Genomic DNA, 24309 nt, shown 5'->3' on the forward strand with positions numbered 1-24309 from the left:
GGAGCGCTGACAAGCACGTATTCGGCCTTGATTTGCTGGAGCGGAAAACGACAAACCCCGGCAAGTGCCGGGGTTTGTCCGTTCAACCAAAGCAGGGACCGTGGTTATTTCTTCAGTCCCATCTCCTCGATTGAAATCTCCCGCATCTTGAATTTCTGGATCTTCCCGGTGACGGTCATCGGGAATTCGTCCACGAACTTGTAGTTCTTCGGGATCTTGAAGTGAGCGATCTTGCCCTTGCAGAAGGCCTGCAGGTCCTCGGCTGTGACTGGCGCCGCGTCTGGAGCCAGCTTCACCCAGGCAATCAGCTCTTCGCCGTACTTGTCATCGGGAATGCCGGTTACCTGCACTTCTTCGATGGCCGGGTGAGTGTAGAGGAACTCTTCGATTTCTTTCGGGTAGATGTTCTCGCCACCGCGGATGACCATATCCTTGATGCGGCCAACGATCTGGACATAGCCTTCTTCGTCCATGGTGGCCAGATCGCCGGTATGCATCCATCCGGCGCTGTCGATGGCTTCGCGGGTTTTCTCTTCGTTGTTCCAGTACTTCAGCATCACGCTGTAGCCACGGGTGCACAGCTCGCCGATCTCGCCACGCGGAACCACGTTGCCGGTGCCCGGATCAACGATCTTGGTTTCCAGGTGCGGCTGGGTGCGGCCCACGGTGGTGACCTGCTTCTCGAACGGATCCAGGGAGCTGGTCTGGGTGGAAACCGGGCTGGTTTCGGTCATTCCGTAGGCAATCTGAACCTCTTTCATGTTCATCTTGCCGTTGACCTTCTTCATGACCTCTGCCGGGCAGATGGACCCCGCCATGATGCCGGTGCGCAGGCTGGAAAGGTCATAGGTCTCGAATTCCGGCTCGGTCAGTTCGGCAATGAACATGGTGGGCACGCCGTACAGGGCGGTGGCCTTTTCCTGGTGCACGGCCTGCAGAACCGACTTGGGCTCGAAGCCTTCGCCGGGATAAATCATGGTAGAACCGTGGGTGATACAGCCCAGGTTGCCCATGACCATGCCGAAGCAGTGGTACAGGGGCACCGGGATCACCAGGCGGTCTTTCTCGGTCAGGATCTGGCTCTCGCCCACAAAGTACCCGTTGTTCAGGATGTTGTGGTGGGTGAGGGTAGCGCCTTTCGGGTTGCCGGTGGTGCCGGAGGTGAACTGGATGTTGATGGGGTCGTCAAACTGCAGTTCGCCCTGGCGTTTTACCAGATCGTCCTGGGACACGTCGCTTGAGAAGCCGAGGAATTCCTTCCAGGTCCACATGCCGTCGTGCTTGTCTTCGTGCACGTTGATCACGGCCCGCAATTCCGGAACGTGGTCGGCCTTGAGCTTGCCGGGGGAGCTTCGCTTCAGCTCCGGGGCCAGCTCGTAGATCATCTCGCGGTAATTGGAAGCTTTGAAGCTGTCAGCCGTCACCAGGGTGGTTATACCAGCCAGGTTGAGGGCGTATTGCAGTTCGTGGACACCGTAAGCCGGGTTGATGTTCACCAGGATGGCACCGACTTTGGCGGTGGCGAACTGGGTAACGGTCCACTCGTAGCGGTTGGGGGACCAGATGCCCACGCGGTCGCCGCGTTTGACGCCAATGGCCATGAAGGCGCGGGCGGCTTCGTCGACTTTTTCAACAAACTCTTTGTAGGTCCAGCGAATGTCCTGGTGCAGGCACACCAGGGCTTCGTTGTCCGGGTATTTCTCGGCGGTGCGGTCGAGCATTTCACCGATGGTCATGCCCAGCAGGGGCACTTCCGCGGTTCCGCTGGTATAACTTGGTAGAGTCTTGCTCATATCTCTGCCTCCATTGTTTTTGTATTCGAGGGCGAGCAGGGTGGTTTACCTGCTAGCGACTCTGACTGTGATATTCGGGGTTCGGTTGCATATCGCTGGCAATCGCCACCCGGTTGGACATGTTGTAAAAGCCGATCAGGTTACTGAGATCCCAGATGCCGCGGTCGCTCAGACCGGCATCCCGCAGGGCCTGGATGTCGTCTTCGGTGACGGTGGCCGGCGAGCGGGTAAGGTGGGATGCAAAATCCAGCATCGCCCGCTGGCGCTTGTCGAGTTTGGCGCTGCGGTAGTTCATCACCATGTGCTCACCCAACTGGGGATCGCCGCTCAGGACGCGTACGGCGGCGCCGTGGGCGACCAGGCAGTAGAAGCATTTGTTCTCGGAGGAGACCACCACGGCAACCATTTCCCGCTCCAGTTTGGAGAGTTCACCTTCGCCGAGCATAAGCTCGTTGTACAGGCGGGTGAAGCCCTCAAGCTGTTTGAGGTTCTGGCTGTAGGCGGTGAGTACGTTCGGGATCATGCCCAGCTTTTCCTGGCAGATCTGGAAGTACTTCTGGGTGTCTTCCGGCATGTCTTTGATCTCCGGGATGGGGAGATCGAGGGCCACTACGTTTTTGTTGCTCATTCTTGGGCTCCTAGCCTTCCTGTTTGGTGCTTTGGCGGGCGGGAACAGCTTCCCAGGACACGCTGTGAATACGTCCCTGTACGCTTGACTGCAGCATCCATGCTGCAGACAGTCCTAGGAAGCTGTTCCCACCCGCCAATTTGATCATTGGCAGTTGCCGCCTAGTGCCTGGCCGACTTTTGAGCCGTTGTGGCGATTCAGTTGGCTGCATATCCAGTCGCCTGTGGCGACAAGCTTTTCCAGATCGACGCCGGTTTTGATGCCAAGGCCGTTAAGCAGGTATAGCACGTCTTCGGTGGCGACGTTGCCCGAGGCGCCTTTGGCGTAAGGACAGCCGCCGAGGCCGGCGACGGAGGCATCGATAACGCTGACGCCTTCTTCCAGCACCGTGTACAGGTTGGCCAGTGCCTGGCCATAGGTGTCGTGGAAGTGGGCGGCCAGCTTTTCCATGGGCACATGGGCGGCGACGGCTTCGAGCATGCGCTTGGCTTTCAGCGGCGTGCCGACGCCGATGGTGTCGCCCAGGGAGATTTCGTGGCAGCCCATGTCGTAAAGGGCTTTGGCCACGGTGGCCACCTGCTCGGGTGCAATGTCGCCTTCGTACGGGCAACCCATCACGGTGGAAACGTAACCGCGCACGGGGATGCCGTGTTTGCGGGCTTCTTCCACCACCGGGGCGAAGCGCTCAAGGCTTTCGGCGATGGTGCAGTTGATGTTCTTTTTGGTGAAGGATTCGGACGCGGCGCCGAAGACGGCGACCTCGTCGGCCTTCGCCGCCAGTGCCCCCTCAAACCCTTTCAGGTTCGGGGTCAGGGCAGAGTAGCGAACGCCGGCCTTGCGGTTGATGCTGGCCATTACTTCGGCGGCATCGCCCATCTGTTGCACCCATTTAGGGGACACGAAGCTGGCGGCCTCGATGTGGCTCAGGCCGCTGTCTGCCAGGCGGTCGATCAGCCCGGTTTTGATGGCGGTGGCGATCACCGGGCCGGGCTCGTTCTGGAGTCCGTCCCGGGGGCTCATCTCAACCAGGCGAACCTGTTTGGGAAAGGCCATCAGCCTGCCTCCTCTTCATCTACTTCAATGGCAATCAGTTCGGCACCTTCGGACACCTGGTCGCCTTCGGCGAAGAAGATGTCGGTAACCACGCCGTCGGCCGGGGCCTTGATGGCGTGTTCCATCTTCATGGCTTCCATGATCACCAGGCTCTGACCGGCGGTGACCTTGTCACCCACCTTGGCCTGCACGGCCACGATGGCGCCGTTCATGGGTGCGGCCAGGCTGCCTTCGCCGGCCATTTCCTCGAAGCCGTAGCTTTCCTTGTACACGGTGCAGTTGAAGGTGTCGCCTTCGTAGAACAGCACCAGCTGGTCGTTGTGCAGGTTGCCGTGGATGCTGATGCGGTGGCCGTTGATGACGGCCTGCAGGTAGTCATCGTCCAGTCGGGCAGTAAGGTTGTATACGCTGTCGCCCACGAACACCTGATAGCGGTCGTCGCGTTCCAGCACCTTCAGGTCGTGAATCTCTTCACCCACCTGCAGCTGCAGTGGCTGGGCGAACTCGGAGTTCATACGCCAGCTGTTCTGGCGGCCGAACGGCGACCAGGGGTCGGTGCTGACCACTTCCCGGGATTTGCGCTGTTCCAGAACAAAACCGGCGGCCAGTACCAGGGCCTTGTGGGTATCCAGCCTGGATTTCGGGAACAGCAGTTCCCGGTGATCCTCAATGAAGCCGGTGGTCAGGTCGGCTTCCCGGAACGGCTGGGCGTCGGCCAGGGCGTGCAGGAACCGGATGTTGGTCTTCACGCCGGCAATGCGGTAGTGCTCCAGGGCCTGGACCATGCGGTTGATTGCCTGGTCGCGGGTTTCGTCCCACACGATCAGTTTGGCGATCATGGGGTCGTAGTGGATGCTGATGTCGTCGCCTTCGGTCACACCGGTATCCACCCGCACATGGGCGCTTTCGTCCGGGGTGCTCAGGTAGCGCAGGTTGCCGGTGGCCGGCAGGAAATCCTGGTCCGGGTCTTCGGCGTAGATCCGTGCTTCCAGGGCGTGGCCACGGGTTTTCACCTGGGACTGCTCCAGCGGCAGGGGCTCGCCCCAGGCCACTTTCAGCTGCCATTCCACCAGATCCTGGCCGGTGACCATTTCGGTAACCGGGTGCTCGACCTGCAGGCGGGTGTTCATTTCCATGAAGAAGAAGGAACCGTCGACGTCGTACAGGAATTCGACGGTGCCGGCTCCCACATAGTTGATGGCCTGGGCAGCGCGCACGGCCGCTTCACCCATGGCCTTGCGGGTATCTTCGCTCAGGCCGGGAGCAGGGGCTTCTTCCAGGACTTTCTGGTGGCGGCGCTGCACGGAGCAGTCACGCTCGGCCAGATACACGCCTTTGCCATCCTGATCGCAGAAAACCTGAATCTCCACGTGCCGGGGCTGGGTCAGGTAGCGTTCGATCAGCATGTCCGGGTTGCCAAAGGCATTCTGGGCTTCCCGCTTGGCGGCCGCCAGGGCATCGTCGAATTCGCCCATGCTGTTGACCACGCGCATGCCTTTACCACCGCCGCCAGCAACAGCTTTGAGCAACAGCGGGAAGCCGCATTTCTCGGCTTCGGCACGCAGGGTTTCAACTGACTGGTCGTCGCCATGGTAACCGGGCACCAGGGGAACACCGGCTTCTTCCATGATGGCCTTGGCTGCAGACTTGGAGCCCATGGCGGCAATGGCTGAAGAGGGCGGGCCGATGAAGACAATGTTGTTGGCTTCGCAGGCTTCGGCGAACGCGGTGTTTTCCGAGAGGAAACCGTAGCCCGGGTGAACGGCCTGGGCACCACTCTTCTTGGCAATCTCGATGATCTTTTCGGCGCGCAGGTAGCTCTCGGAGCTGGGTGCGGGCCCGATGTGGAAGGCTTCGTCGGCCATGGCCACGTGCCGGGCATTGGCGTCGGCGTCGGAATAGACGGCGACGACCCGAATGCCCATGCGGTGGGCGGTTTGTATGATCCGGCAGGCGATTTCGCCCCGGTTGGCGATCAGAATCTTGCTGAACATTGTTATTCTTCCTCCGGAACCCAGTTGGCCTTGCGCTTGTTCAGGAAGGCGCTGAGCCCTTCCTGCCCTTCTTCACCTACCCGGATATCCGCGATGCGGTGTGCGGTGTCGTCAATCACGTCGTCGTTGATCGGTTTGTGGCTGACGGCGAATACCAGATCCTTGGCGGCTTTCATCGCTTCGGGCCCGTTCATGGCCAGTTGCTGGAGCATCTCGTTGCAGCGGGCTTCCATGGCTTCGACATCGTCACAGACGATGTGGACAAGGCCGTATTCCTGAGCTTGCTTTGCGGTAAACACTTCGGCAGAGATGAAATACCGCCGGGCCTGGCGCTCGCCGATGGCGCGCACCACGTAGGGGCTGATCACCGCCGGAATCAGGCCAAGCTTCACTTCGCTGAGACAGAAGCTGGATTTCTCGGTAGCGATCACGATATCGCAGCAGGCGGCAAGGCCCACCGCGCCACCGAAGGCCGCACCCTGTACCAGGCCAATAACCGGCTTGGACAGGTGGTTGAGTACGTTCATCAGCCGCGCCAGTTCCCGCGAATCGTCGAGGTTTTCCTGGCGGGTGTTCTCAGCCATGCGACGCATCCAGCCAAGGTCGGCCCCTGCGGAGAAGTGTTTGCCTTCGGAGCGCAGGATGACCACTTTCACGCTTTCGTCGGCGTTCACCTCGGTGAGGGTGCTGATCAGCTGCTGAATGATCACATCGTCAAAGGCGTTGCGCTTGTCGGGGCGGTTGAGAACAACCTCGGCAATGCCTTCGGAACGGTGCCTGAGCAGAACTGCGGATTCGTTGTCTGTCATGTCAGTCTCCCCGATTACATCCGGAACACGCCAAAGCGTGTCGGCTTGGCGGGTCGGTTAAGGGTGGCAGACAGGCTCAAGGCAACCACTTCCCGGGTCTGGGCCGGGTCGATCACGCCGTCGTCCCACAGGCGGGCACTGGCGTAGTAGGGGTGGCCCTGCTCTTCGTATTTGTCGATGACCGGTTTCTTGAACTGGGCTTCTTCCTCGGCGCTCCATTCCTGGCCTTTGCGCTCCATGCCTTCGCGCTTTACCTGGGCCAATACGCCGGCAGCCTGCTCGCCGCCCATGACCGAGATTCGGGCGTTCGGCCACATCCAGAGGAAATCCGGGCTGTAGGCACGGCCACACATGCCGTAGTTGCCCGCACCAAAGGAACCGCCGATCAGCACGGTAATCTTGGGCACGTTGGCACAAGCCACGGCCATAACCATCTTGGCGCCGTGCTTGGCGATGCCTTCGGATTCGTATTTCTGGCCGACCATGAAGCCGGTGATGTTCTGCAGGAACAGCAGCGGGATGTTGCGCTGACAGCACAATTCAACGAAGTGGGCGCCTTTCTGGGCCGCTTCGCTGAACAGGATGCCGTTGTTGGCGATGATGCCCACGGGATAGCCGTGAATGTGGGCGAAGCCGGTGACCAGGGTCTGACCGTAGTAGCGTTTGAATTCGTCAAACTCGGAACCGTCTACGGTGCGGGCGATCACGTCGCGCACGTCGAACTGTTTGCGCAGGTCGGTGCCGACAATGCCGTAGATTTCTTCGGCGTCGTACAGCGGCGCCTTCGGCTTGCGGATTTCCACGTCCGTTGGTTTGCGACGGTTCAGGTTGGAGACGCTGCGCCGGGCGATTTCCAGGGCGTGGGCGTCGTTTTCGGCGTAATGGTCGGCAACACCGGAGATTTTACAGTGTACGTCGGCGCCACCGAGGTCTTCGGCGCTGACCACTTCGCCGGTGGCAGCTTTTACCAGCGGCGGGCCAGCCAGGAAGATGGTGCCCTGGTTGCGGACGATGATGGATTCGTCGGCCATGGCGGGCACGTAGGCGCCACCGGCGGTGCACAGGCCCATGACGACGGCGATCTGCGGGATGTCGTCGGCAGACATGCGGGCCTGGTTGTAGAAGATGCGGCCGAAGTGGTCGCGATCCGGGAAAACTTCGTCCTGGCGGGGCAGGTTGGCACCGCCGGAGTCGACCAGGTAGATGCACGGCAGGCGGTTCTGCAGGGCAATTTCCTGGGCGCGCAGGTGCTTCTTGACAGTCAGCGGGTAGTAGCTTCCGCCTTTTACGGTGGCGTCGTTGGCGATGATCATGCATTCGGTGCCGGAGACGCGGCCCACGCCGGCGATGACGCCTGCTGCGGGGACTTCTTCATCGTAGACGTTGTAAGCGGCGAACTGGCCGATTTCCAGGAACGGGGAACCGTCGTCCAGGAGGCGGTTGATACGCTCTCTGGGGAGCAGTTTGCCACGGGCGATGTGGCGCTCCTGGTAGGAGGGGCCGCCGCCTTGCTGGATGGTGGCGACTTTGTCGCGCAGGTCGGCTACGGCCTTGGCCATGGATTCCTGGTTGGCCTGGAACTCTTCGGACCTGGGGTTAATCTTGCTTTGCAGTATTGTCATTGTATCGGGCCTCGAGGTTCGGGGCGGCGGGACTGGCAGGCTGTCTTTCCGGGAACCGCTACGAGCACATCCATGTGCGCTTGGCGTCGGCCATCCATGGCCGCCGACATTCCCGGAAAGACACCCTGCCACTCCCTCGTTTTAACTTGGGAGCAGGCCGTCCCTGGTGCAGGGTTGAACGGCCTCGCCTTGTAACGGCAGCTTACTTGTTCAGGTACAGCTCGCGACCGATCAGCATCCGACGAATCTCGGACGTACCGGCACCGATCTCATACAGTTTGGCGTCGCGCAGCAGGCGGCCTGTCGGGTATTCGTTGATGTAGCCGTTACCGCCGAGCAGCTGGATGGCGTCCAGGGCGATTTTGGTGGCCATTTCGGCGGAGTAGAGGATCGCGCCGGCCGCGTCTTTCCGGGTGGTTTCAGCGCCGCGGTCGGCGGACATGGCAACCATATAGACGTAGGATTTGGCGGTGTTCATCCAGGTGTACATGTCGGCAACTTTGCCCTGTACCAGTTCGAATTCGCCGATGGCCTGGCCGAACTGTTTGCGCTCGCGGATGTAGGGAACGACCACGTCCATGGCAGCCTGCATGATGCCCAGCGGGCCGCCGGAAAGAACGAGACGCTCGTAGTCGAGGCCGCTCATAAGAACCCGTGCGCCGTTGCCTTCGCCGCCCAGTACGTTTTCCTTGGGTACTTTGCAGTCTTCGAACACCAGTTCGCAGGTGTTGGAGCCACGCATGCCGAGCTTGTCGAGTTTCTGGTGGCGGCTGAAGCCCGGGTAGTCCCGCTCTACGATGAAGGCGGTCACGCCGCGTGAGCCGGCCTGAGTGTCGGTCTTGGCGTAGATGACGTAGGTGTGGGCGTCCGGACCGTTGGTGATCCACATTTTGTTGCCGTTGAGAACGTAGTGGTCACCGGCGTCTTTGGCGCTCAGTTTCATGGAGATAACGTCGGAACCGGCGTTGGGCTCAGACATGGCCAGGGCGCCGATGTGCTCGCCGCTTACCAGTTTTGGCAGGTATTTCTGTTTCTGTTCTTCGGTGCCGTTGCGGTGAATCTGGTTCACACACAGGTTGGAGTGGGCACCGTAGGAGAGGCCAACGGAGGCGGAAGCACGGCTGATTTCTTCCATGGCGATCACGTGGGCCAGGTAGCCCATGTCGGAGCCGCCGTACTCTTCTTTCACGGTGATACCCAGCAGGCCCATGTCGCCCATTTTCCGCCACAGGTCCATGGGGAATTCGTTGTTACGATCGATTTCCTCGGCGCGTGGCGCGATTTCTGCAGCGGCAAAGCCGTTGACCTGCTCGCGGAGCATATCGAGGGTTTCGCCGAGGCCGAAGTTGAGCTCTGAGTACTGTGATTTCATCGTTGGCTACCTTTGATTTCTGTCGATCATTAGTTTTCAGCGGTCTGCCTGGCCTCGTCGTTGGCCGGCGCCTGCTGTTTCTTTTTCTTTTGTAGCTCCGCCAGGGCTTCTCGGCACCGGGCTTCCGCTGTGTCTATTTCCATCTCTGCCTGGGCAATGTCGTTCTTCTGCTGTTCCAGCATGGCTTTGCGACCGTCCAGGATCTCCAGCATTTTCAAGAGCTGTTTTTCGTTACCGGTGAGGGTTTCATCCCACAAGTCAAACAGCTCCCGGGTTTCCGCCAGGGTGAAGCCCATGCGCTTGCCGCGAAGGATCAACTTCAGACGCACGCGATCCTTGGTGCTGAAAATACGGGTCTGTCCGCGTCGGCGCGGCTTCAGCAGCCCCTGATCCTCATAGAAGCGGATGCTTCGCGTTGTGACATCGAACTCCTGTGAGAGCTCGCTGATGCTGAACGTTCTTTTTTCGACCATTGCGATTTCCTTTTTCGACTTAGGTTAGATAAAGTTTACGTAAACGTAAAGTAGTTTTCTGGTCCGATTTTAAACAAACAGAATTCCGAAAAGGGGAGTGAACGATGGATTTCAAAAATGTACCGGCCATTGTAACAGGCGGCGCTTCCGGGCTGGGCGAGGGTGCAGCCCGCGCGTTGGCAGCTTCCGGATGCAAGGTGGCAATCCTGGATCTGCAGAAAGAGCAGGGCCGCAAAGTGGCCGAGGACATCGGCGGGATTTTCCTCGAGTGTGATGTGAGCTCCCCCGACAGCGCCGAAGCGGCGATCAACGCTGCCCGCGAAGCCCATGGTCCCTGCGGTATTGCCGTGAACTGTGCCGGTATTGCCACGGCTTCCAAGATTCTGGGCCGCGAAGGTGTGATGCCGCTGGAGAACTTCAGCAAGGTTATTCAGGTCAACCTGATTGGTACCTTTAACATTCTGCGTCTGGCCGCGGCGGATATGGCCCAGCGTGAACCCAATGCCGATGGTGAACGCGGCGTAATCATCAACACGGCTTCCGTGGCGGCTTATGAAGGTCAGATTGGCCAGGCGGCCTACAGTGCCTCCAAGGGCGGTGTGGTATCGCTTACCCTTCAGTCAGCCCGTGAGCTGGCTCGCGAGGGCATCCGTGTAAATACGATTGCACCTGGCCTGTTCATGACGCCCATGATGGCGGGTATGCCCGAGGAAGTTCAGGAAAGCCTGGCAGCCACGCTGCCGTTCCCGAAGCGTCTCGGCAAGCCGGAAGAGTTCGGCATGATGGTTGACCAGATGGTGCGCAACCCGATTCTCAACGGCGAAGTGATTCGCCTGGACTGCGCGCTCCGCATGGCGCCCAAGTGAAGCATTCAATTGCAGGAGACATACATGACCGTGTCTGTTGATAAAGAAGAACTGGCGATGTTCCGGGATTCCGTAATCAAGGTCCTGGAAAAAGAAGTGACGCCGCACTACGAAGCCTGGGAAAAATCCGGTCTGGTGCCCCGCGAACTCTGGAACACCCTGGGCAACGCCGGCATGCTTTGTGTGGATGTGCCTGAAGAGTGGGGCGGCATTGGTGCCCCCTTCCAGTTCTCCGTCGTTGTGGGCGAAGAACTGGCCCGCATGGGATTCGGCGCACTGTCCACCAACGTGATGGTGCATTCCGACATCGTGGCGCCTTACCTTAGCCACATGGGCAATGAAGAGCAGCGTCAGCAATGGCTGCCGAAACTGGTCTCCGGCGAAGCCGTAGGTGCCATCGCCATGACCGAACCCGGTGCCGGCAGCGACCTGCAAGCGATTCGCACCAGCGCCGTGAAAGATGGCGACGAGTACATTCTGAACGGCTCCAAGACCTTCATCACTAACGGCCAGCACGCCGATATGGTGATCGTTGCCGCGAAAACCGACCCGAAGGCCGGCGCCCGCGGCATCAGCCTGTTCCTGGTGGACACCTCGCTGCCGGGCTTCAGCAAAGGTCGCAACCTCGACAAGATCGGCCAGCACTCCGGGGATACCTCCGAGCTGTTCTTCTCCGATATGCGCATCCCGGCCTCCGCGCTTCTTGGCGAAGAAGGGCAGGGTTTTGTGTATCTGATGAAGGAACTGCCCCGGGAACGCCTGGTGATCGGTGCTCTCGGCGTAGCCGCCGCCCGTGGTTCCCTGGACCTGACCATCGCCTACGCCCAGGAGCGGGAACTGTTCGGCCAGAAACTGGCCCAACTGCAAAATACCCGCTTTGAAATCGCTCGCATGGAAACCGACTACCGGGTCAACAAGGCCTTCGTGGACCAGTGCATCGACCAGTACGACCTGGGCGAACTGGACGCGCCAACCGCCTCCATGGCGAAGTACAGCGCCACTGAAATGCAGTGCCGCGTGGCCGATGGCTGCCTGCAGCTGTTTGGCGGTTACGGTTACACCACCGAATACCCGATTTCCCGGGCTTTTATCGACGCACGGGTGCAGCGGATTTACGGCGGCACCTCGGAAGTCATGAAAGAAATTATTGCCCGCTCTGTGCTGGGCAAGGCCTGAAAAAGGAAGAGCCTACAAGGCTTCCGGAAGGCAACTCGAATGCTCGGGGTCCGAGCAGGGGCAGCCTTTCCGGGACTGTCTGCAGCATGGATGCTGCAGTCAAGCGTACATGGACGTATTCACAGCGTGTCCCGGAAAGGCTGCCCCTGATCGGGCCCTCCACAGAATCAGGAGGACAACGAAATGAACAGCAATGATGTGGTAATCGCAGGCTCAGCAAGAACCCCGATGGGCGGCATGATGGGCTCCCTCAGCACCGTGCGCTCGCCGGAACTGGGCGCCATCTCCATCAAGGCCGCCATCGAACGCTCCGGCCTACAGCCGGCGGACGTGCAGGAAGTCATCATGGGCTGTGTACTTCCCGCAGGCCTCGGCCAGGCTCCGGCCCGCCAGGCCTCACGCGCCTCCGGCATTCCCGACAGCTCCGGCTGCACCACCATCAACAAGATGTGCGGCTCCGGCATGCAGGCCGTCATCATGGCTCACGACCAGATCAAAGCCGGTACCAACAACATCATGATCGCCGGCGGCATGGAAAACATGAGCCAGGCACCGTACCTGCTGCCCAAGGCCCGTGGTGGTATGCGCATGGGCCACGGCCAGGTGATGGACAGCATGTTCCTGGACGGCCTGGAAGACGCTTACGAAGGCGGCCTGATGGGTGTATTTGCCCAGCGTACCGCGGACAAGTACGACATCAGCCGTCAGGCCATGGACGAATTTGCCATCGGCTCCCTGCAGAAATCCCTGGCGGCGATTGAAAACGGCTGGTTCCGTGACGAGATTGTTCCGGTAACTGTTTCCGGTCGCGGCGGCGACACCGAAGTCGACACCGACGAGCAGCCGGGCAATGCCAAGCCGGAGAAAATCCCGCACCTGAAGCCGGCCTTCGCCAAAGACGGTTCCGTGACTGCGGCCAACTCCAGCTCCATCAGCGACGGTGCCTCCGCCCTTGTTCTGGCCTCCGCCGCCGAAGCCGACGCCCGTGGCCTCGTTCCCCAGGCCCGAATCGTGGCTCACGCCACCCACGCCCGCCTGCCAGCGGAGTTCACCCTGGCGCCCATCGGCTCTATCGAGAAGGTGCTCAAGAAAGCTGGCTGGAGCGTCGACGACGTGGACCTGTTCGAAATCAACGAAGCTTTCGCGGTGGTTACCCTGGCGGCCATGAACGAGCTGAAACTCCCGGCTGACAAGGTTAACGTCCACGGCGGCGCCTGTGCCCTGGGGCACCCGATTGGCTCTTCCGGTTCGCGGATCATCGTTACCCTGATCAATGCTCTGAAGCAGCGTGGGCTGAAGCGTGGTGTGGCTTCGCTGTGTATTGGTGGTGGCGAGGGCACTGCGGTTGCTATCGAGTTGATCTGATAGGTTCTCTGCGAGCCTGCCTGTTTAGGGGCGGGCTGCGGGGTGGCCATCCCCCAAGGCAGAAGTCTCACCATCCCAGAAAGCCTGACTTGATATCAGTCATGCGGCCAATTCAATGATTTGCTAGCCTTCAGTGCATTGAAATTCCCCGGCATTGGAGAAGGAAACCCCGTGCGAAAGCGCCACGAGTTTATTGAGGAATCCCGTAAGCAGTGGAGTTCCGAGCCCGCGTTTGTGGCCTCCATGGCGGCAGCTGCCGTGGGGTTGGGGAACCTGTGGCGGTTTCCTTACATGGTGGGGGAGAACGGTGGTGGCGCTTTTGTGGTGGCTTATCTGCTGGCGCTGATTGTGGTGGTTCTGCCCATCATGATTCTGGAAGTGTCCGCCGGTCGGCTCTCCAAGGGCAGTACCGTTCAGACTTACCGGCAGGTGAACCGCTTTGGCGTGGTCTATGGCTGGTTCGTGGTTCTGATCACCATGGCCATTACCAGCTATTACCTGGTGATTACCGGCTGGACCTTGGGGTATGCGGTGGATGCCGCAACGGACGATCTCCGGGTGTTCGGGGATTTTACCGCCGGGTATAACTCGCTCTGGTATTTCTTCGCCGTCACTTTGCTCGGGGCTATCATCCTGGCCAAGGATGTGACAGCCATTGAGCTGATGTCGAAGATCCTGATGCCGGTATTGATCATTGTGATGATTGGGCTGGTGGTCTTCGCCAGCCGAACGCCCGGCTGGGAGCAGACCAAGGATTTCTTTTTCCAGGTGGATTGGAGCCGGCTGGCGGATGGCAAGCTTTGGACATTCGCCTTCGGTCAGGCGTTCTACACGTTGGCGATTGGCCAGGGCTATCTGGTGACCTACGGCAGTTTTATTCCCCGGCAGACTCATGTTCCCAGGGCCTGTCTGATTGTCGCAGGCACGGAGACCAGCGTGGCATTGTTGGCAGGCTGGATGATCTTTCCGTTTGTGTTCAGCCTTGGCATGGAGCCCACGGAAGGCAGCCAACTTGCGTTCGTGACCATGCCACGGGTGTTCGAGGACATGGTTGGTGGCTACTGGGTGGGCACGCTGTTTTTCAGCCTGTTCTTTATGGCGGCGTTCAGCTCCAGTCTGGCCGGTTTGAAGGTGATGATTGCTGCGGTGGCGGAGGAGTTCCGGCTGAGCAATGGCCGGGCGGTCAGTTTGGTTACCCTGGTTATGCTGGTGCTGGGTACAGCATCGGCGCTGAGTTTCACACCACTGGAGTGGAACATTGCCGGGGAGCCGGTGCTGGATGTGATCGACCGGGTGGCCGGCGGCAATGTGATTATCTTCTCAGGGGTCCTTGGCGCGGCCATGTTCTGCTGGTTTATACCACCGGAGAAGATCCGGACTGTGCTGGGTACGGAAAGCCGTTGGTGGGAATGGCGGATGTACCTGGTTGGCCGCTATCTGCCGCTGGTAATGCTGCTATGGATCGCGGTGACTTACGCTTTGAACCAGATGGGCATTACTCAGGCCTGACCTGAAATTCGCGGGGTTCGATCTTCAGTTTTTTCAGGCGCGAGGTCAGGGTGGTGGGTTTTATCCCCAGCATGGCCGCTGCGCCATCTTCGCCGAAGACCCGGCCACTGCTCATGGTGAGGGCCCGGGTCAGGTTCTGTTTCTCCAGCTCCCGTAACTCCTGTTCCGTCATCAATTCGCCGCTGTAATGCCTCGCGGGCGGCGTTGTTGTGTTTATACGGGCGGTGGAGTCCGGCCCGGGTAGATCCAGATCCAGGCGGCCGTCGGCGGTGATCACCTGGCGCTCGATCACGTTTTCCAGCTCCCGCACATTGCCCGGCCAATGATAGGCCTTCAGGGTTTCCACATCCCTCTCTCGCAGCGCCAGAGTGGGGCGGTTGAACTTCTGGCAGGCCCGGTTCAGAAACTCCTGGGCCAGGATGGGGATGTCTTCCAGACGACGGCGCAAGGGAACGGACTCGATGGGAAACACGTTCAGACGGAAATACAGATCCTCCCGGAAGGTTTTCTGCTGCACTTCGGCTTTCAGGTCGCGGTTGGTGGCGGCGATAACGCGCACGTCCACGGCCCGGGTGCGGTTTTCCCCCACCCGCTCGAATTGCTGATCCTGAAGCACGCGGAGCAGTTTGCCCTGCAGCTCCAACGGGATTTCGCCCACTTCATCCAGGAACAGGGTGCCGCCGTCGGCCAGTTCGAACCGGCCGACGCGATCACTCACTGCGCCGGTGAAGGCTCCTTTGATGTGGCCGAAAAATTCGCTCTCGAACAGATCCTTGGGGATGGCTGCACAGTTCACCCGGATCAGGGGGCGATCCCGCCGGCTGCTGGACTGGTGAATGGCCCGGGCGATCAGTTCTTTGCCCGTGCCAGATTCACCGGTGATCAGTACGTTGGCATCGGTGGGCGCCACCATGCCAATCCGACGCACGATGGCCTTGATGGCGTCGCTCTGGCCGAAGATCTCGTGGAAGTGGTACTCGGCGCTCAATTCTTCCTGCAAATAGGCGTTTTCCATTTCCAGGCGGCGCTTGAGGGTCTCCACCTCTTCCAGTGCCTTGTGCAATTCGTTCTGGGCTTTCTGGCGGGCGGAGATATCCCGGAACACCACCACAGCACCCACCGGATGGCCGTTGTCGAGAATGGGTGTGCTGGTGTATTCCACCGGAAAGCCACTGCCATCCTTACGCCAAAACCAGTCCTCGCCAACGCGCTTCACGCTGGCATCGCGGAAGGCCGCGTATATGGGGCAGTCCTTCAGTGGGTACAGGCTGCCGTCCGCGTGGGAATGATGCACCACGCGGTGCAGGACCCGACCCATCAGTTCGTCAATTCGCCAACCCAGCATGCGCTCTGCTGCGGGGTTCGCGAAGGTGCCTCGACCCTCGGCATCCACCCCGTAGATGCCTTCCCCGACGGCATGCAGGATCAACTGGTTTTCTCTCTCCATGTCCTTGAACAGCTCCTCCACCCGTCGCCACTCGAGCAGGCCGCCCCGGTGGTAGTGGTTGGCATCGTGGCGTTCCCGGAGGGTGCGTAATTGGCGCCGGTCTCGAAGTAAAAGAAGTATGTTCTGGGATTCCGCCTCGCCGACCCGGGACGAGGAGATTTCGAGTTCCACAGTGTGGCCGTCCCGATGCTGCAGGAAGAAATCGCGGCTCCAGCCATGACTGCGAAACAGAGTCTCTTCGGTAAAGGCGATCAGTTGTGGGCGCTGGTCTGTGAACAGATGGGTGCAGGGTGTCCCCGTCAGCGATTGACGGTCCGTGCCGATCATCCGGCCCATGGCGCTGTTGGCTGACAGAATCAGATCCCGCGCAGCGTCCACCAGCAGGGCCGCTTCCGGGAGATGATCGATCCAGTTCCAGGTTATTTCAGAGCTGATGATTGCTTCGTTATTCATGGCGGCTTCCCGAGTCAGTCTGTCGGAGAAGAATCAATCCCCGTGCCAACTACGAATATTCGCAGTCGACGCTACGAAAAGTCGTTAATTACGAAATATCGTAGCTCGATTGTTTGCTGGCTTCTGAATATTGGGCATTTAAAAACAAAGGGTTAAAAAAATTTCTGCACTTGGCACAAACCCTGCGATACCTCCTTCAGAACGCGCAGCCGGCCTGCCCCTGTTTCGACCGTCGGGCCCGAGCCGCATCTTTGTTGCACCACAAGAGTGCAGAAATAACCAGTAAACCACGCTAAACGCAGGAGAGTGCCCCATGACCACGAAAAGCCTCGGAAATCCTTTTGATGGTGACAAATCCCTGATTCACGCGAAGACCTGCGGCTGCCCTGAGTGCAAGCCGGGTGACAGCGCCACGTCTATTTCCCTTGATCTCAAGCCTTCTGCCGGCCAGCAGGCAGTGGCGGACGAGCGTCTGGACTCGGAAGCGATGATGGACCGTGCCATTGAAGGCGCCGTCGTGCGCTCAGTGTTTGGTCACAATGAGCACAGTCGCCGCAGCTTCATGAAGATGATGGGAGCGGGCACCGCAGCGGCGGTTCTGGGCAGTGTGTTCCCTATGGAAAAGGCCAAGGCGGCCGTAAAGGAATCCCTTGGCAAGCTCGAGAAAACCAAGCTGAATGTCGGCTTTGTACCCATTACCTGCGCCACGCCAATCATTATGGCTCACCCCATGGGTTTCTATGAGCGCTACGGCCTGGATGTCACCGTGACCAAAACCGCCGGCTGGGCCGTGGCTCGCGACAAGTCACTGGCGGGCGAATACGACGCTTCCCACATGCTGACTCCGATGCCCCTGGCGATGACCATGGGCGCCGGCTCCACACCGGAGCCATATATCATGCCGGCGGTTGAAAACATCAACGGCCAGGCGATCGTTCTGCACGTGGACCACAAGGACAAGCGCGATCCCAAGCAGTGGAAGGGCTTCAAGTTCGGGGTGCCGTTCGAGTACTCCATGCACAACTTCCTGTTGCGCTACTACCTGGCCGAGAATGGCGTCGACCCGGACAAAGACGTGCAAATCCGTGTGGTACCGCCACCTGAAATGGTTGCTAACCTGCGCGCCGGTAACCTCGACGGTTACCTCTCCCCGGACCCGTTCAACCAGCGTGCGGTTTGGGAGAAAGTGGGCTTTATCCACATGCTGACCAAGGACATCTGGGAAGGCCACCCGTGCTGCGCTTTTGCCTGCAGCCAGAAGTTCGCCACCGAGAACCCGAACACCTATGGCGCTCTGCTTCGAGCCATCATCGACGCGACCCAGTACTCCAACAATCCGGATAACCGCAAGGAAATCTCCGAAGCCATTGCGCCCAAGAACTACCTGAACCAGCCGGTGCCAGTGATCCAGCAGGTGCTGACCGGTTACTACGCGGATGGTCTTGGCGAGGTAAAAGACGTTCCGGACCGGATCGATTTTGACCCGTTCCCATGGCACTCCATGGGCGTCTGGATTCTCACCCAGATGAAGCGCTGGGGGTATATCGAGGGTGATGTGGACTACAAGGCCATCGCCGAGCAGGTGTATCTGGCCAGCGAGACCGGAAAGCTGATGGAAGAAATGGGTTACTCCGCGCCGGATAAAACCTACAAGACCCACACCATCATGGGTAAAACCTTCGACCCGGATAGCGCCGAAGAGTACACCCGCAGCTTTGCGATCGGGAGGGTGTAATCATGGCTTCCCTGAACGTCCGGGCAGCACTGCTGTCGGTGTCGTTCCTGATTCTGGCCCTGGGGCTCTGGGAGATGGCAACCCAGCCCCCGGAGGCCCAGACCGGAATGACCGAATACGAAATGCTGATGGGTGGCGCGGATCAGGAATCCCGTGTGCCGCCACCCTCGGCGGTGATCAAGCTGGCCTGGGCAGAGCTGTCCAACCCGTTCTATGACGCCGGCGCCAACGACAAGGGTATCGGTATCCAGTTGGCCTACTCGGTATACCGGGTACTGACCGGGTATCTGGCGGCCATGGCCATTGCACTGCCTATCGGCTTCCTGATCGGTATGTCGCCGCTGATGTACAAGGCACTGAACCCTTACATTCAGGTGCTGCGACCTATCTCTCCGCTGGCCTGGATGCCCCTGGCTCTGTTCATTATCCAGGACTCCGACGCCTCGGCGATCTTCGTGATCTTTATCTGCTCGATCTGGCCGATGCTGCTGAACACGGCCTTCGGTGTGGCCAACGTACGGCAGGACTGGGTGAACGTGGCCCGTACCCACGAGCTCAGCCCGATCAAGACCGCGCTTACGGTCATTCTGCCGGCCGCCGCTCCCACGATCCTGACCGGCATGCGCATCTCCATCGGCATCGCCTGGCTGGTCATTGTCGCCGCGGAAATGCTCGTTGGCGGCACTGGAATTGGCTACTACGTGTGGAACGAATGGAACAACCTGGATCTAGCGAGTGTGATCTTCTCCATCCTGATGATCGGGGTGGTGGGCATGCTGCTCGACCTGGCCCTGGGCAAGGCCCAGAAACTGGTGGAATACAAAGAATGAGCGGTCCGGCACCGGCTTCCGGTGCCGGCCTCAACCCTCCGAATGGAGACCTGTTATGAGTAAATCATTCCTGGAAGTAGATGGCCTGTCCAAGGTGTACCCGGACGGCCAGGGCGGTGAGTTGACCGTCTTCGAGGATATCCGCTTTGCCCTGGAGAAAGGTGAGTTTGTTTGCATCATCGGCCACTCTGGCTGCGGCAAATCCACCATCCTGAATGTGCTGGCAGGCCTGGACGAAGCCAGTGCCGGCAATGTGGTGATGAACGGCAAGGAAATCAAAGGCCCCGGCCTTGAGCGCGGCGTGGTGTTCCAGAACTACAGTCTGCTGCCCTGGAAAACTACCCTGAATAACATCGTGTTCGCGGTGAAAGCCCGTTGGCCTGAGTGGTCAAAAGAGAAAGTGAAGGAACATAGCGAGCGCTACCTGAAAATGGTGGGCCTGGACCACGCCCTGAACCGCAAGCCGTCCCAGTTTTCCGGCGGCATGCGCCAGCGGGTGAGCATCGCCCGGGCCTTCGCTACGCAGCCTGAACTCCTGCTGCTGGACGAGCCTTTCGGCGCGCTGGATGCGCTCACCCGTGGCGTGATCCAGGACGAACTGGTGAAAATCTGGGAAGAAACCCGCCAGACCGTGTTCATGATCACCCATGACGTGGACGAAGCCATACTGCTTTCCGACCGCATCTTCCTGATGTCCAACGGGCCCAACGCCCGCATCGCCGAAAGCGTGAAAGTGGATATCCCACACCCACGGGCCCGGGCCACCATCTTCCAGAACCCGGCCTACCACAAAACCCGGGACTACCTGGTGGACTTCCTGGTCAACCGCAGCGGCTCGGCCCTGCCGGAAAAAGACGGCAGCCCGAAAGTTGCCGAGCCTGCCAAGGGCGTTAGCCAATCAACGCCCGAGGTGTCCAAAACCGAATCCGAAACCACCGCCCGCGCGGTGAATGCCTGACGTTACAACCCAAGAGAGGAAAACAGCCATGATGAACAAAGAACTGATGACCGCAAAAATCCTGGAAGCCAAAGTGTCCAAGGGCATGACCTGGGAAGCCATCGCCGAAGCCATCGGCATGTCCCCGGTGTTCACCACCTCGGCCGCCCTGGGCATGAACAGCCTCAGCGAAGACAAGGCCTTTGCCCTGTGCGAAACCCTGGGCCTGGAAAAGCCGGTGGCCGAAGCTCTGCAGGTGTGCCCGAAAAAAGCCTGGGATGGTGCCGTGCCCCAGGATCCGCTGATCTACCGTCTGTATGAAGTGGTGGGCGTTTACGGAGACACCATGAAGGAACTCATCCACGAGAAGTTCGGTGACGGTATCATGAGTGCCATCGATTTCACCATGGACATCGAGAAGGAGGAGAATCCGAAGGGCGACCGTGTGGTGGTTACCATGAACGGGAAGTTCCTGCCTTATAAGGCCTGGTAATTCGTATGTGCCTGCCTCTGTAGCCTGTTGGTTGAGGGGCGGGCTTGCGGGGTGGCAGGTGGATTTCTCTTGGAAAAAGCAACTCGCTTCGCTCAGACATCTTTTTCCGGCGAAAAATCCACCTGTCACCCCGCGCCGACGTGGAACACGGGTTCACCGGTTCAAAGACGTTTTATTTTCTTTTCCCTTCAGAAATATCGTTGCTGCCCGTCGGTAGGGGGTGGGGGTATCTTTTCTGACAGGGAAAAGATGTCTGAGCGCAGCGAGTTGCTTTTCCCCGAAGAAAAGATACCCCCACCCCCGTACCTGCCCCTCAAACCTAAGGCTGCAGAGCGACGAGACTCCCAAACCTCAGGTGAACGAAGACAACCTCGAAAGCTTACGCCGATCGAGACCGGGACACAGACCCAGCCGCCAGGGCAACCTCAGCAACTGTATGCAGCTTCTCCAGTTGCGACTGCAACATGGCAATCGGCCGCGTGCCTTCCAGAGTGAGCGCGATATCCAGATGCTCGCCGGCGGTTTCTACGGCCATGGTGGCGATCCGGAACCCGCGGATGCGGACCACCTGGCAGAGCCGCTCCAGGGCGGCGGCTTCTTGGGTCATTCGGCAGTTGATGGTGTACCTGGGCGTTGATGGCTTGCTTTGCGGGTTCATGCAACTTGCTCCTTGCTGGCTTTGGCGGTTCGGGCGGTTTCGTCGATCATGTCGGTGTTGCTGGCGCCGGGTTTGACGATGGGCCAGACGTTTTCTTCCCGGCTGATGGCTACGTGCAGCAGCATCGGGCCGTTGTAGGCCAGGATGGTTTCGATGCCGCGGCGGATCTGGTCGGTGCGTTCGATGTGCAGGGCCGGGATGTCGAAGGCCCGGGCCATGGCGACGAAGTCAGGATTGTCGTCCAGGTTTATCTGGCTTTCCCGGTTGTTGTAGAACAGCTCCTGCTGCTGGCGGACCATGCCAAGGCACTGGTTGTCCATCACGATCAGTTTTACCGGCAGGTTGTAGCGGCGGATGGTGGCCAGTTCCTGGGCGTTCATCATGAACGAGCCGTCGCCGGTCACGTTGATCACCGTGCTGTTGCGGTCGGCAAACTGCGCGCCGATGGCCGCGGGCAGGCCGAAGCCCATGGTGCCCAGGCCGCCGCTGGTGAGGTGGTGGCGTGGGTGATCGAAATCGTAGTGCTGGGCCACCCACATCTGGTGTTGGCCAACATCGCAGGCGATCACGGTGTCGTCCGGGGCAATCCGGGAGAGTTGGCGGATAAACGCTGGGCCAGTAATTGGGGCCAGGGGCTCTTCGTTGTCAGCCGCGTGGAAGCCACCGGTGGTGTACCAGGTGCGGCACTGTTTTCGCCACTCCTTGGTGGCCAGTGGCTCTGCCTGCAATGCCTCCGTCAGTGACGTCAGGATTTCGTTCAGGTCGCCCCGGATGGCCAGATCGGCGTCGCGAAGTTTGTTGATCTCGGCGGCGTCGGCGTCGATGTGGATCAATTTGGCGTTGGGGGCAAAGCCGTCGAGTTTACCAGTGGCGCGGTCGTCCAGGCGGGCACCGATGACCAGCAGCAGGTCGCACTCGTCGACGGCCTTGTTGGCGGCCCGGGAGCCATGCATGCCCAGCATGCCGAGGTTGTAGGGGTTGTGTTTGCCGGGGTTGCCAATGCCTTTCAGCGTGACAACCGCCGGCAGGGCTGAGGATTCGGCAAAGGCCCGGAAGGTCTCCTCCGCATGGGCCAGGCTGATACCGCCACCACTGTAGAGCAGGGGCTTATGAGCGGCCCGCAACATCGCCAGGGCTTCCTTCAGGTCTGGCGAAGTTGGCTCACAGGACTGGGCCTGGGGGAAGGGGGCATCGGCAACGTTGCTCAGCAACAGGTCCTTGGGGATATCAATCCAGACCGGTCCGGGGCGGCCGCTCTGGGCCAGCTCGATCGCCTCTTCCATGATGGCGGGCAGGCTGTCGGCATCGTCGATCAGGTAGCTGTGTTTTACGATGCCCAGGGTCATGCCCAGTACGTCGGTTTCCTGGAAGGCGTCGGTGCCGATCAGGCCGGACGGCACCTGGCCGGTGATGACCAGCATGGGAATGGAATCCCGGTGGGCGTTGGCAACGCCGGTGATCAGGTTGGTGGCACCGGGGCCAGAGGTGGCAATGCAGACGCCCAGCTTGCCGCTGGCCCGGGCGTAGCCATCGGCCGCCAGGGCACAGCCCTGTTCGTGGCGGCACAGCACGTGTTCCACGCCCACATCGTCCACCAGCGCGTCGTATAGCGGCATGATGCAGCCGCCCGGATAGCCGAATACCGTGCTGATGTTGTGGCGGTGGAACGCTTCAAGAATGTGCTGTGCGCCGTTCATGGTCGTTTTTCCCTTTTCTTTTGCCGTAAAAAAAGAAACCCCCGGGACCTTTCGGTGCCGGGGGTTTCTGGTGTTTTGTCAGGTTTGTCGCTATCTCACCCGCTTGTCCACGCAGAAGCCCCCGGACGGTACCACGACCACCAGGACGAGCTTCACAAGGACAATCACTGCGTTGAGATTCATAAAATCGACAGTCTGCTCTGAATTCGTAAAAAGATTCTGTGTAGAATCTACCCCACGTTTTCAGACGGATGCAACCGTTAATTGCCGGTTTTTTCTGTCACCCTTCGAATCAGGAACAGTGAGCATTCAATGACGAAAGCAAAATGGGGTTCTCTCGGACTGTCACTTCTGATCGTAATCGCGTTGGTGGTCTGGATGGCGACCGGTGAGGTGAAGGTCGCCAGTGACGAGGCTCCGGAACGTCAGGATAGCGGCGATGGTCAGCTCACGACGGTTCAGGTGGAAACCCTGGCGGCTCGGCTTCATGAGCCGGGGCTGATGCTGCAGGGCCAGTTGGAGCCCTGGAATTCGGTCACGCTGAGTGCCCAGGTGCCCGGCCGGGTGGAATCCCTGGCGGTGGGTCTGGGTGAGCAGGTTCGGCAGGGGCAGACGCTGCTGAGGATATCGGATGAGGGCCGAAGTGCTGCGGTTTCGCGCTGGCAGTCGCGGGTTCGGGAGCTTGAAGCGGACCTTCTGGCCGCCCGCAGGCTGCGTGCCAACAACCTTGCTTCGGAGTCGCAGATCCTGAGTCTGGAAAGTGAGCTTGCGGGGGCGGAAGCGGAACTGACCAGTGCCCGTCAGGCGGTCAGTCACCTCACCCCCAAGGCACCATTTGACGGCACGATCAACAGCAAATCGGTGGATATAGGCGATCTGGTGCAGGTGGGGTCACCACTGTTTGGGCTGGTGCGGGTGGATAGACTGAAGGCCACCGCGCGGATCCCCCAGCAATCAGTGGGTGATGTGGCGCCCGGCCAGGCGGTTCGTGTGGATTTGCTGGATGGCAGTCGTCTTTCTGGCGTTGTGACCTTTGTCGCCAGCGCCGCCTCCCCGGAAACCCGGAGTTTTGCCGTTGAAATCGCCGTTGAGAATCCGGATCGCAAGCGGGTTGCGGGTGGCAGTGCCAGCCTGCGGGTGGCGTTGCCGGAGGTGAAGGCCATGTTTATCTCGCCTGCTTACCTGTCCCTCGGTGACGATGGTCGCCCCGGTGTGAAGTACGTGAACGGCGAGAATCGCGTGGAGTTCGGTGAAGTGAAGCTGTTGAGCGTGTCCACCGAAGGCGCCTGGGTTACCGGTTTGCCGGATGAGATCCGGCTGATTACCCGCGGTGGCGGATTTGTCAGCATCGGCGAGCAGGTGGTGCCCGTTGATGCCGCCGAAAACAGGGGGTAGGGCA

Annotated in this window: 20 protein-coding genes; 9 read left to right on the forward strand and 11 right to left on the reverse strand. The window is 59.9% G+C overall.

Annotated elements, in window-relative coordinates; all coding sequences use genetic code 11:
* Nucleotides 1-104: 104 nt before the first annotated feature.
* The 8 genes from SIC15_RS06440 to SIC15_RS06475 form a co-directional block, all read right to left on the reverse strand.
* Nucleotides 105-1793: an AMP-binding protein gene (locus tag SIC15_RS06440; RefSeq protein ID WP_104270262.1), complete on the reverse strand. Its 1689-nt coding sequence runs from the start codon at nucleotides 1791-1793 to the stop codon at nucleotides 105-107.
* 52 nt (nucleotides 1794-1845) lie between these two features.
* Nucleotides 1846-2421 carry a peroxidase-related enzyme gene (locus SIC15_RS06445; RefSeq protein ID WP_412537308.1) on the reverse strand — a complete coding sequence of 192 codons (576 nt, stop codon included), beginning with the start codon at nucleotides 2419-2421 and terminating at the stop codon, nucleotides 1846-1848.
* Between the two features lie 144 nt (nucleotides 2422-2565).
* Nucleotides 2566-3474: a hydroxymethylglutaryl-CoA lyase gene (locus SIC15_RS06450; RefSeq protein WP_412537309.1), complete on the reverse strand. Its 909-nt coding sequence runs from the start codon at nucleotides 3472-3474 to the stop codon at nucleotides 2566-2568.
* The gene (locus SIC15_RS06455) at nucleotides 3474-5468 is read right to left on the reverse strand and encodes an acetyl/propionyl/methylcrotonyl-CoA carboxylase subunit alpha (protein WP_412537310.1); all 1995 of its coding nucleotides are present in this window, start codon (nucleotides 5466-5468) and stop codon (nucleotides 3474-3476) included. Before SIC15_RS06455 ends, SIC15_RS06450 begins: the two co-directional genes overlap by 1 nt.
* A 2-nt stretch (nucleotides 5469-5470) precedes the next feature.
* Nucleotides 5471-6277, reverse strand: a complete 807-nt coding sequence (locus tag SIC15_RS06460; protein WP_136631345.1) for an enoyl-CoA hydratase-related protein — start codon at nucleotides 6275-6277, stop codon at nucleotides 5471-5473.
* 14 nt (nucleotides 6278-6291) lie between these two features.
* Nucleotides 6292-7899, reverse strand: a complete 1608-nt coding sequence (locus SIC15_RS06465) for a carboxyl transferase domain-containing protein (protein ID WP_069183910.1) — start codon at nucleotides 7897-7899, stop codon at nucleotides 6292-6294.
* 202 nt (nucleotides 7900-8101) lie between these two features.
* Nucleotides 8102-9271 carry an isovaleryl-CoA dehydrogenase gene (locus SIC15_RS06470; RefSeq protein WP_069183909.1) on the reverse strand — a complete coding sequence of 390 codons (1170 nt, stop codon included), beginning with the start codon at nucleotides 9269-9271 and terminating at the stop codon, nucleotides 8102-8104.
* 29 nt (nucleotides 9272-9300) lie between these two features.
* Nucleotides 9301-9744: a MerR family transcriptional regulator gene (locus SIC15_RS06475; protein ID WP_069183908.1), complete on the reverse strand. Its 444-nt coding sequence runs from the start codon at nucleotides 9742-9744 to the stop codon at nucleotides 9301-9303.
* Between the two features lie 104 nt (nucleotides 9745-9848).
* On the opposite strand from SIC15_RS06475, the gene SIC15_RS06480 reads away from it, so the two are divergent.
* The 4 genes from SIC15_RS06480 (at nucleotide 9849) to SIC15_RS06495 (ending at nucleotide 14660) form a co-directional block, all read left to right on the forward strand.
* Entirely contained in the window at nucleotides 9849-10610 is a 762-nt protein-coding gene (locus tag SIC15_RS06480) for a 3-hydroxyacyl-CoA dehydrogenase (RefSeq protein ID WP_209398392.1), read from the forward strand.
* Between the two features lie 24 nt (nucleotides 10611-10634).
* On the forward strand, nucleotides 10635-11786 hold the full coding sequence (locus SIC15_RS06485; protein WP_014576486.1) for an acyl-CoA dehydrogenase family protein: 1152 nt from the start codon (nucleotides 10635-10637) through the stop codon (nucleotides 11784-11786).
* A gap of 183 nt (nucleotides 11787-11969) precedes the next feature.
* A complete protein-coding gene (locus tag SIC15_RS06490) occupies nucleotides 11970-13151 on the forward strand; it encodes an acetyl-CoA C-acyltransferase (RefSeq protein ID WP_412537311.1) in 1182 nt (393 codons plus the stop codon).
* A gap of 171 nt (nucleotides 13152-13322) precedes the next feature.
* Nucleotides 13323-14660 carry a sodium-dependent transporter gene (locus tag SIC15_RS06495; protein WP_412537312.1) on the forward strand — a complete coding sequence of 446 codons (1338 nt, stop codon included), beginning with the start codon at nucleotides 13323-13325 and terminating at the stop codon, nucleotides 14658-14660.
* Here SIC15_RS06495 and SIC15_RS06500 read toward each other — a convergent pair.
* Nucleotides 14647-16560, reverse strand: a complete 1914-nt coding sequence (locus tag SIC15_RS06500; RefSeq protein WP_412537313.1) for a sigma 54-interacting transcriptional regulator — start codon at nucleotides 16558-16560, stop codon at nucleotides 14647-14649. The genes SIC15_RS06495 and SIC15_RS06500 overlap by 14 nt on opposite strands.
* A 313-nt stretch (nucleotides 16561-16873) precedes the next feature.
* Here SIC15_RS06500 and SIC15_RS06505 point away from each other — a divergent pair, with 313 nt between their 5' ends.
* From SIC15_RS06505 to cynS, 4 genes are read left to right on the forward strand one after another with little or no spacing between them, the layout of a single operon-like run.
* Nucleotides 16874-18295 carry an ABC transporter substrate-binding protein gene (locus SIC15_RS06505; RefSeq protein WP_412537314.1) on the forward strand — a complete coding sequence of 474 codons (1422 nt, stop codon included), beginning with the start codon at nucleotides 16874-16876 and terminating at the stop codon, nucleotides 18293-18295.
* 2 nt (nucleotides 18296-18297) lie between these two features.
* The gene (gene ntrB / locus SIC15_RS06510) at nucleotides 18298-19125 is read left to right on the forward strand and encodes a nitrate ABC transporter permease (protein WP_069183902.1); all 828 of its coding nucleotides are present in this window, start codon (nucleotides 18298-18300) and stop codon (nucleotides 19123-19125) included.
* A 55-nt stretch (nucleotides 19126-19180) separates the two neighbouring features.
* Entirely contained in the window at nucleotides 19181-20083 is a 903-nt protein-coding gene (locus tag SIC15_RS06515; RefSeq protein ID WP_412537315.1) for an ABC transporter ATP-binding protein, read from the forward strand.
* A 28-nt stretch (nucleotides 20084-20111) separates the two neighbouring features.
* Nucleotides 20112-20555, forward strand: coding sequence for a cyanase (gene cynS, locus SIC15_RS06520; RefSeq protein ID WP_069183900.1), 444 nt, complete (start codon nucleotides 20112-20114; stop codon nucleotides 20553-20555).
* A 379-nt stretch (nucleotides 20556-20934) separates the two neighbouring features.
* Here the strand turns inward: cynS and SIC15_RS06525 are convergent, their stop codons facing one another.
* Nucleotides 20935-21213, reverse strand: coding sequence for an ACT domain-containing protein (locus tag SIC15_RS06525; protein ID WP_222466402.1), 279 nt, complete (start codon nucleotides 21211-21213; stop codon nucleotides 20935-20937).
* A complete protein-coding gene (ilvG, locus tag SIC15_RS06530; protein ID WP_412537316.1) occupies nucleotides 21210-22910 on the reverse strand; it encodes an acetolactate synthase 2 catalytic subunit in 1701 nt (566 codons plus the stop codon). Before ilvG ends, SIC15_RS06525 begins: the two co-directional genes overlap by 4 nt.
* Before the next feature lie 312 nt (nucleotides 22911-23222).
* Between ilvG and SIC15_RS06535 the strand changes: the two genes are divergently transcribed.
* Nucleotides 23223-24305: an efflux RND transporter periplasmic adaptor subunit gene (locus SIC15_RS06535; protein WP_412537317.1), complete on the forward strand. Its 1083-nt coding sequence runs from the start codon at nucleotides 23223-23225 to the stop codon at nucleotides 24303-24305.
* Nucleotides 24306-24309: the final 4 nt, after the last annotated feature.

Origin of the sequence: Marinobacter sp. MIT932201 (assembly GCF_047123295.1) — a bacterium.
Taxonomy (GTDB): domain Bacteria; phylum Pseudomonadota; class Gammaproteobacteria; order Pseudomonadales; family Oleiphilaceae; genus Marinobacter; species Marinobacter salsuginis.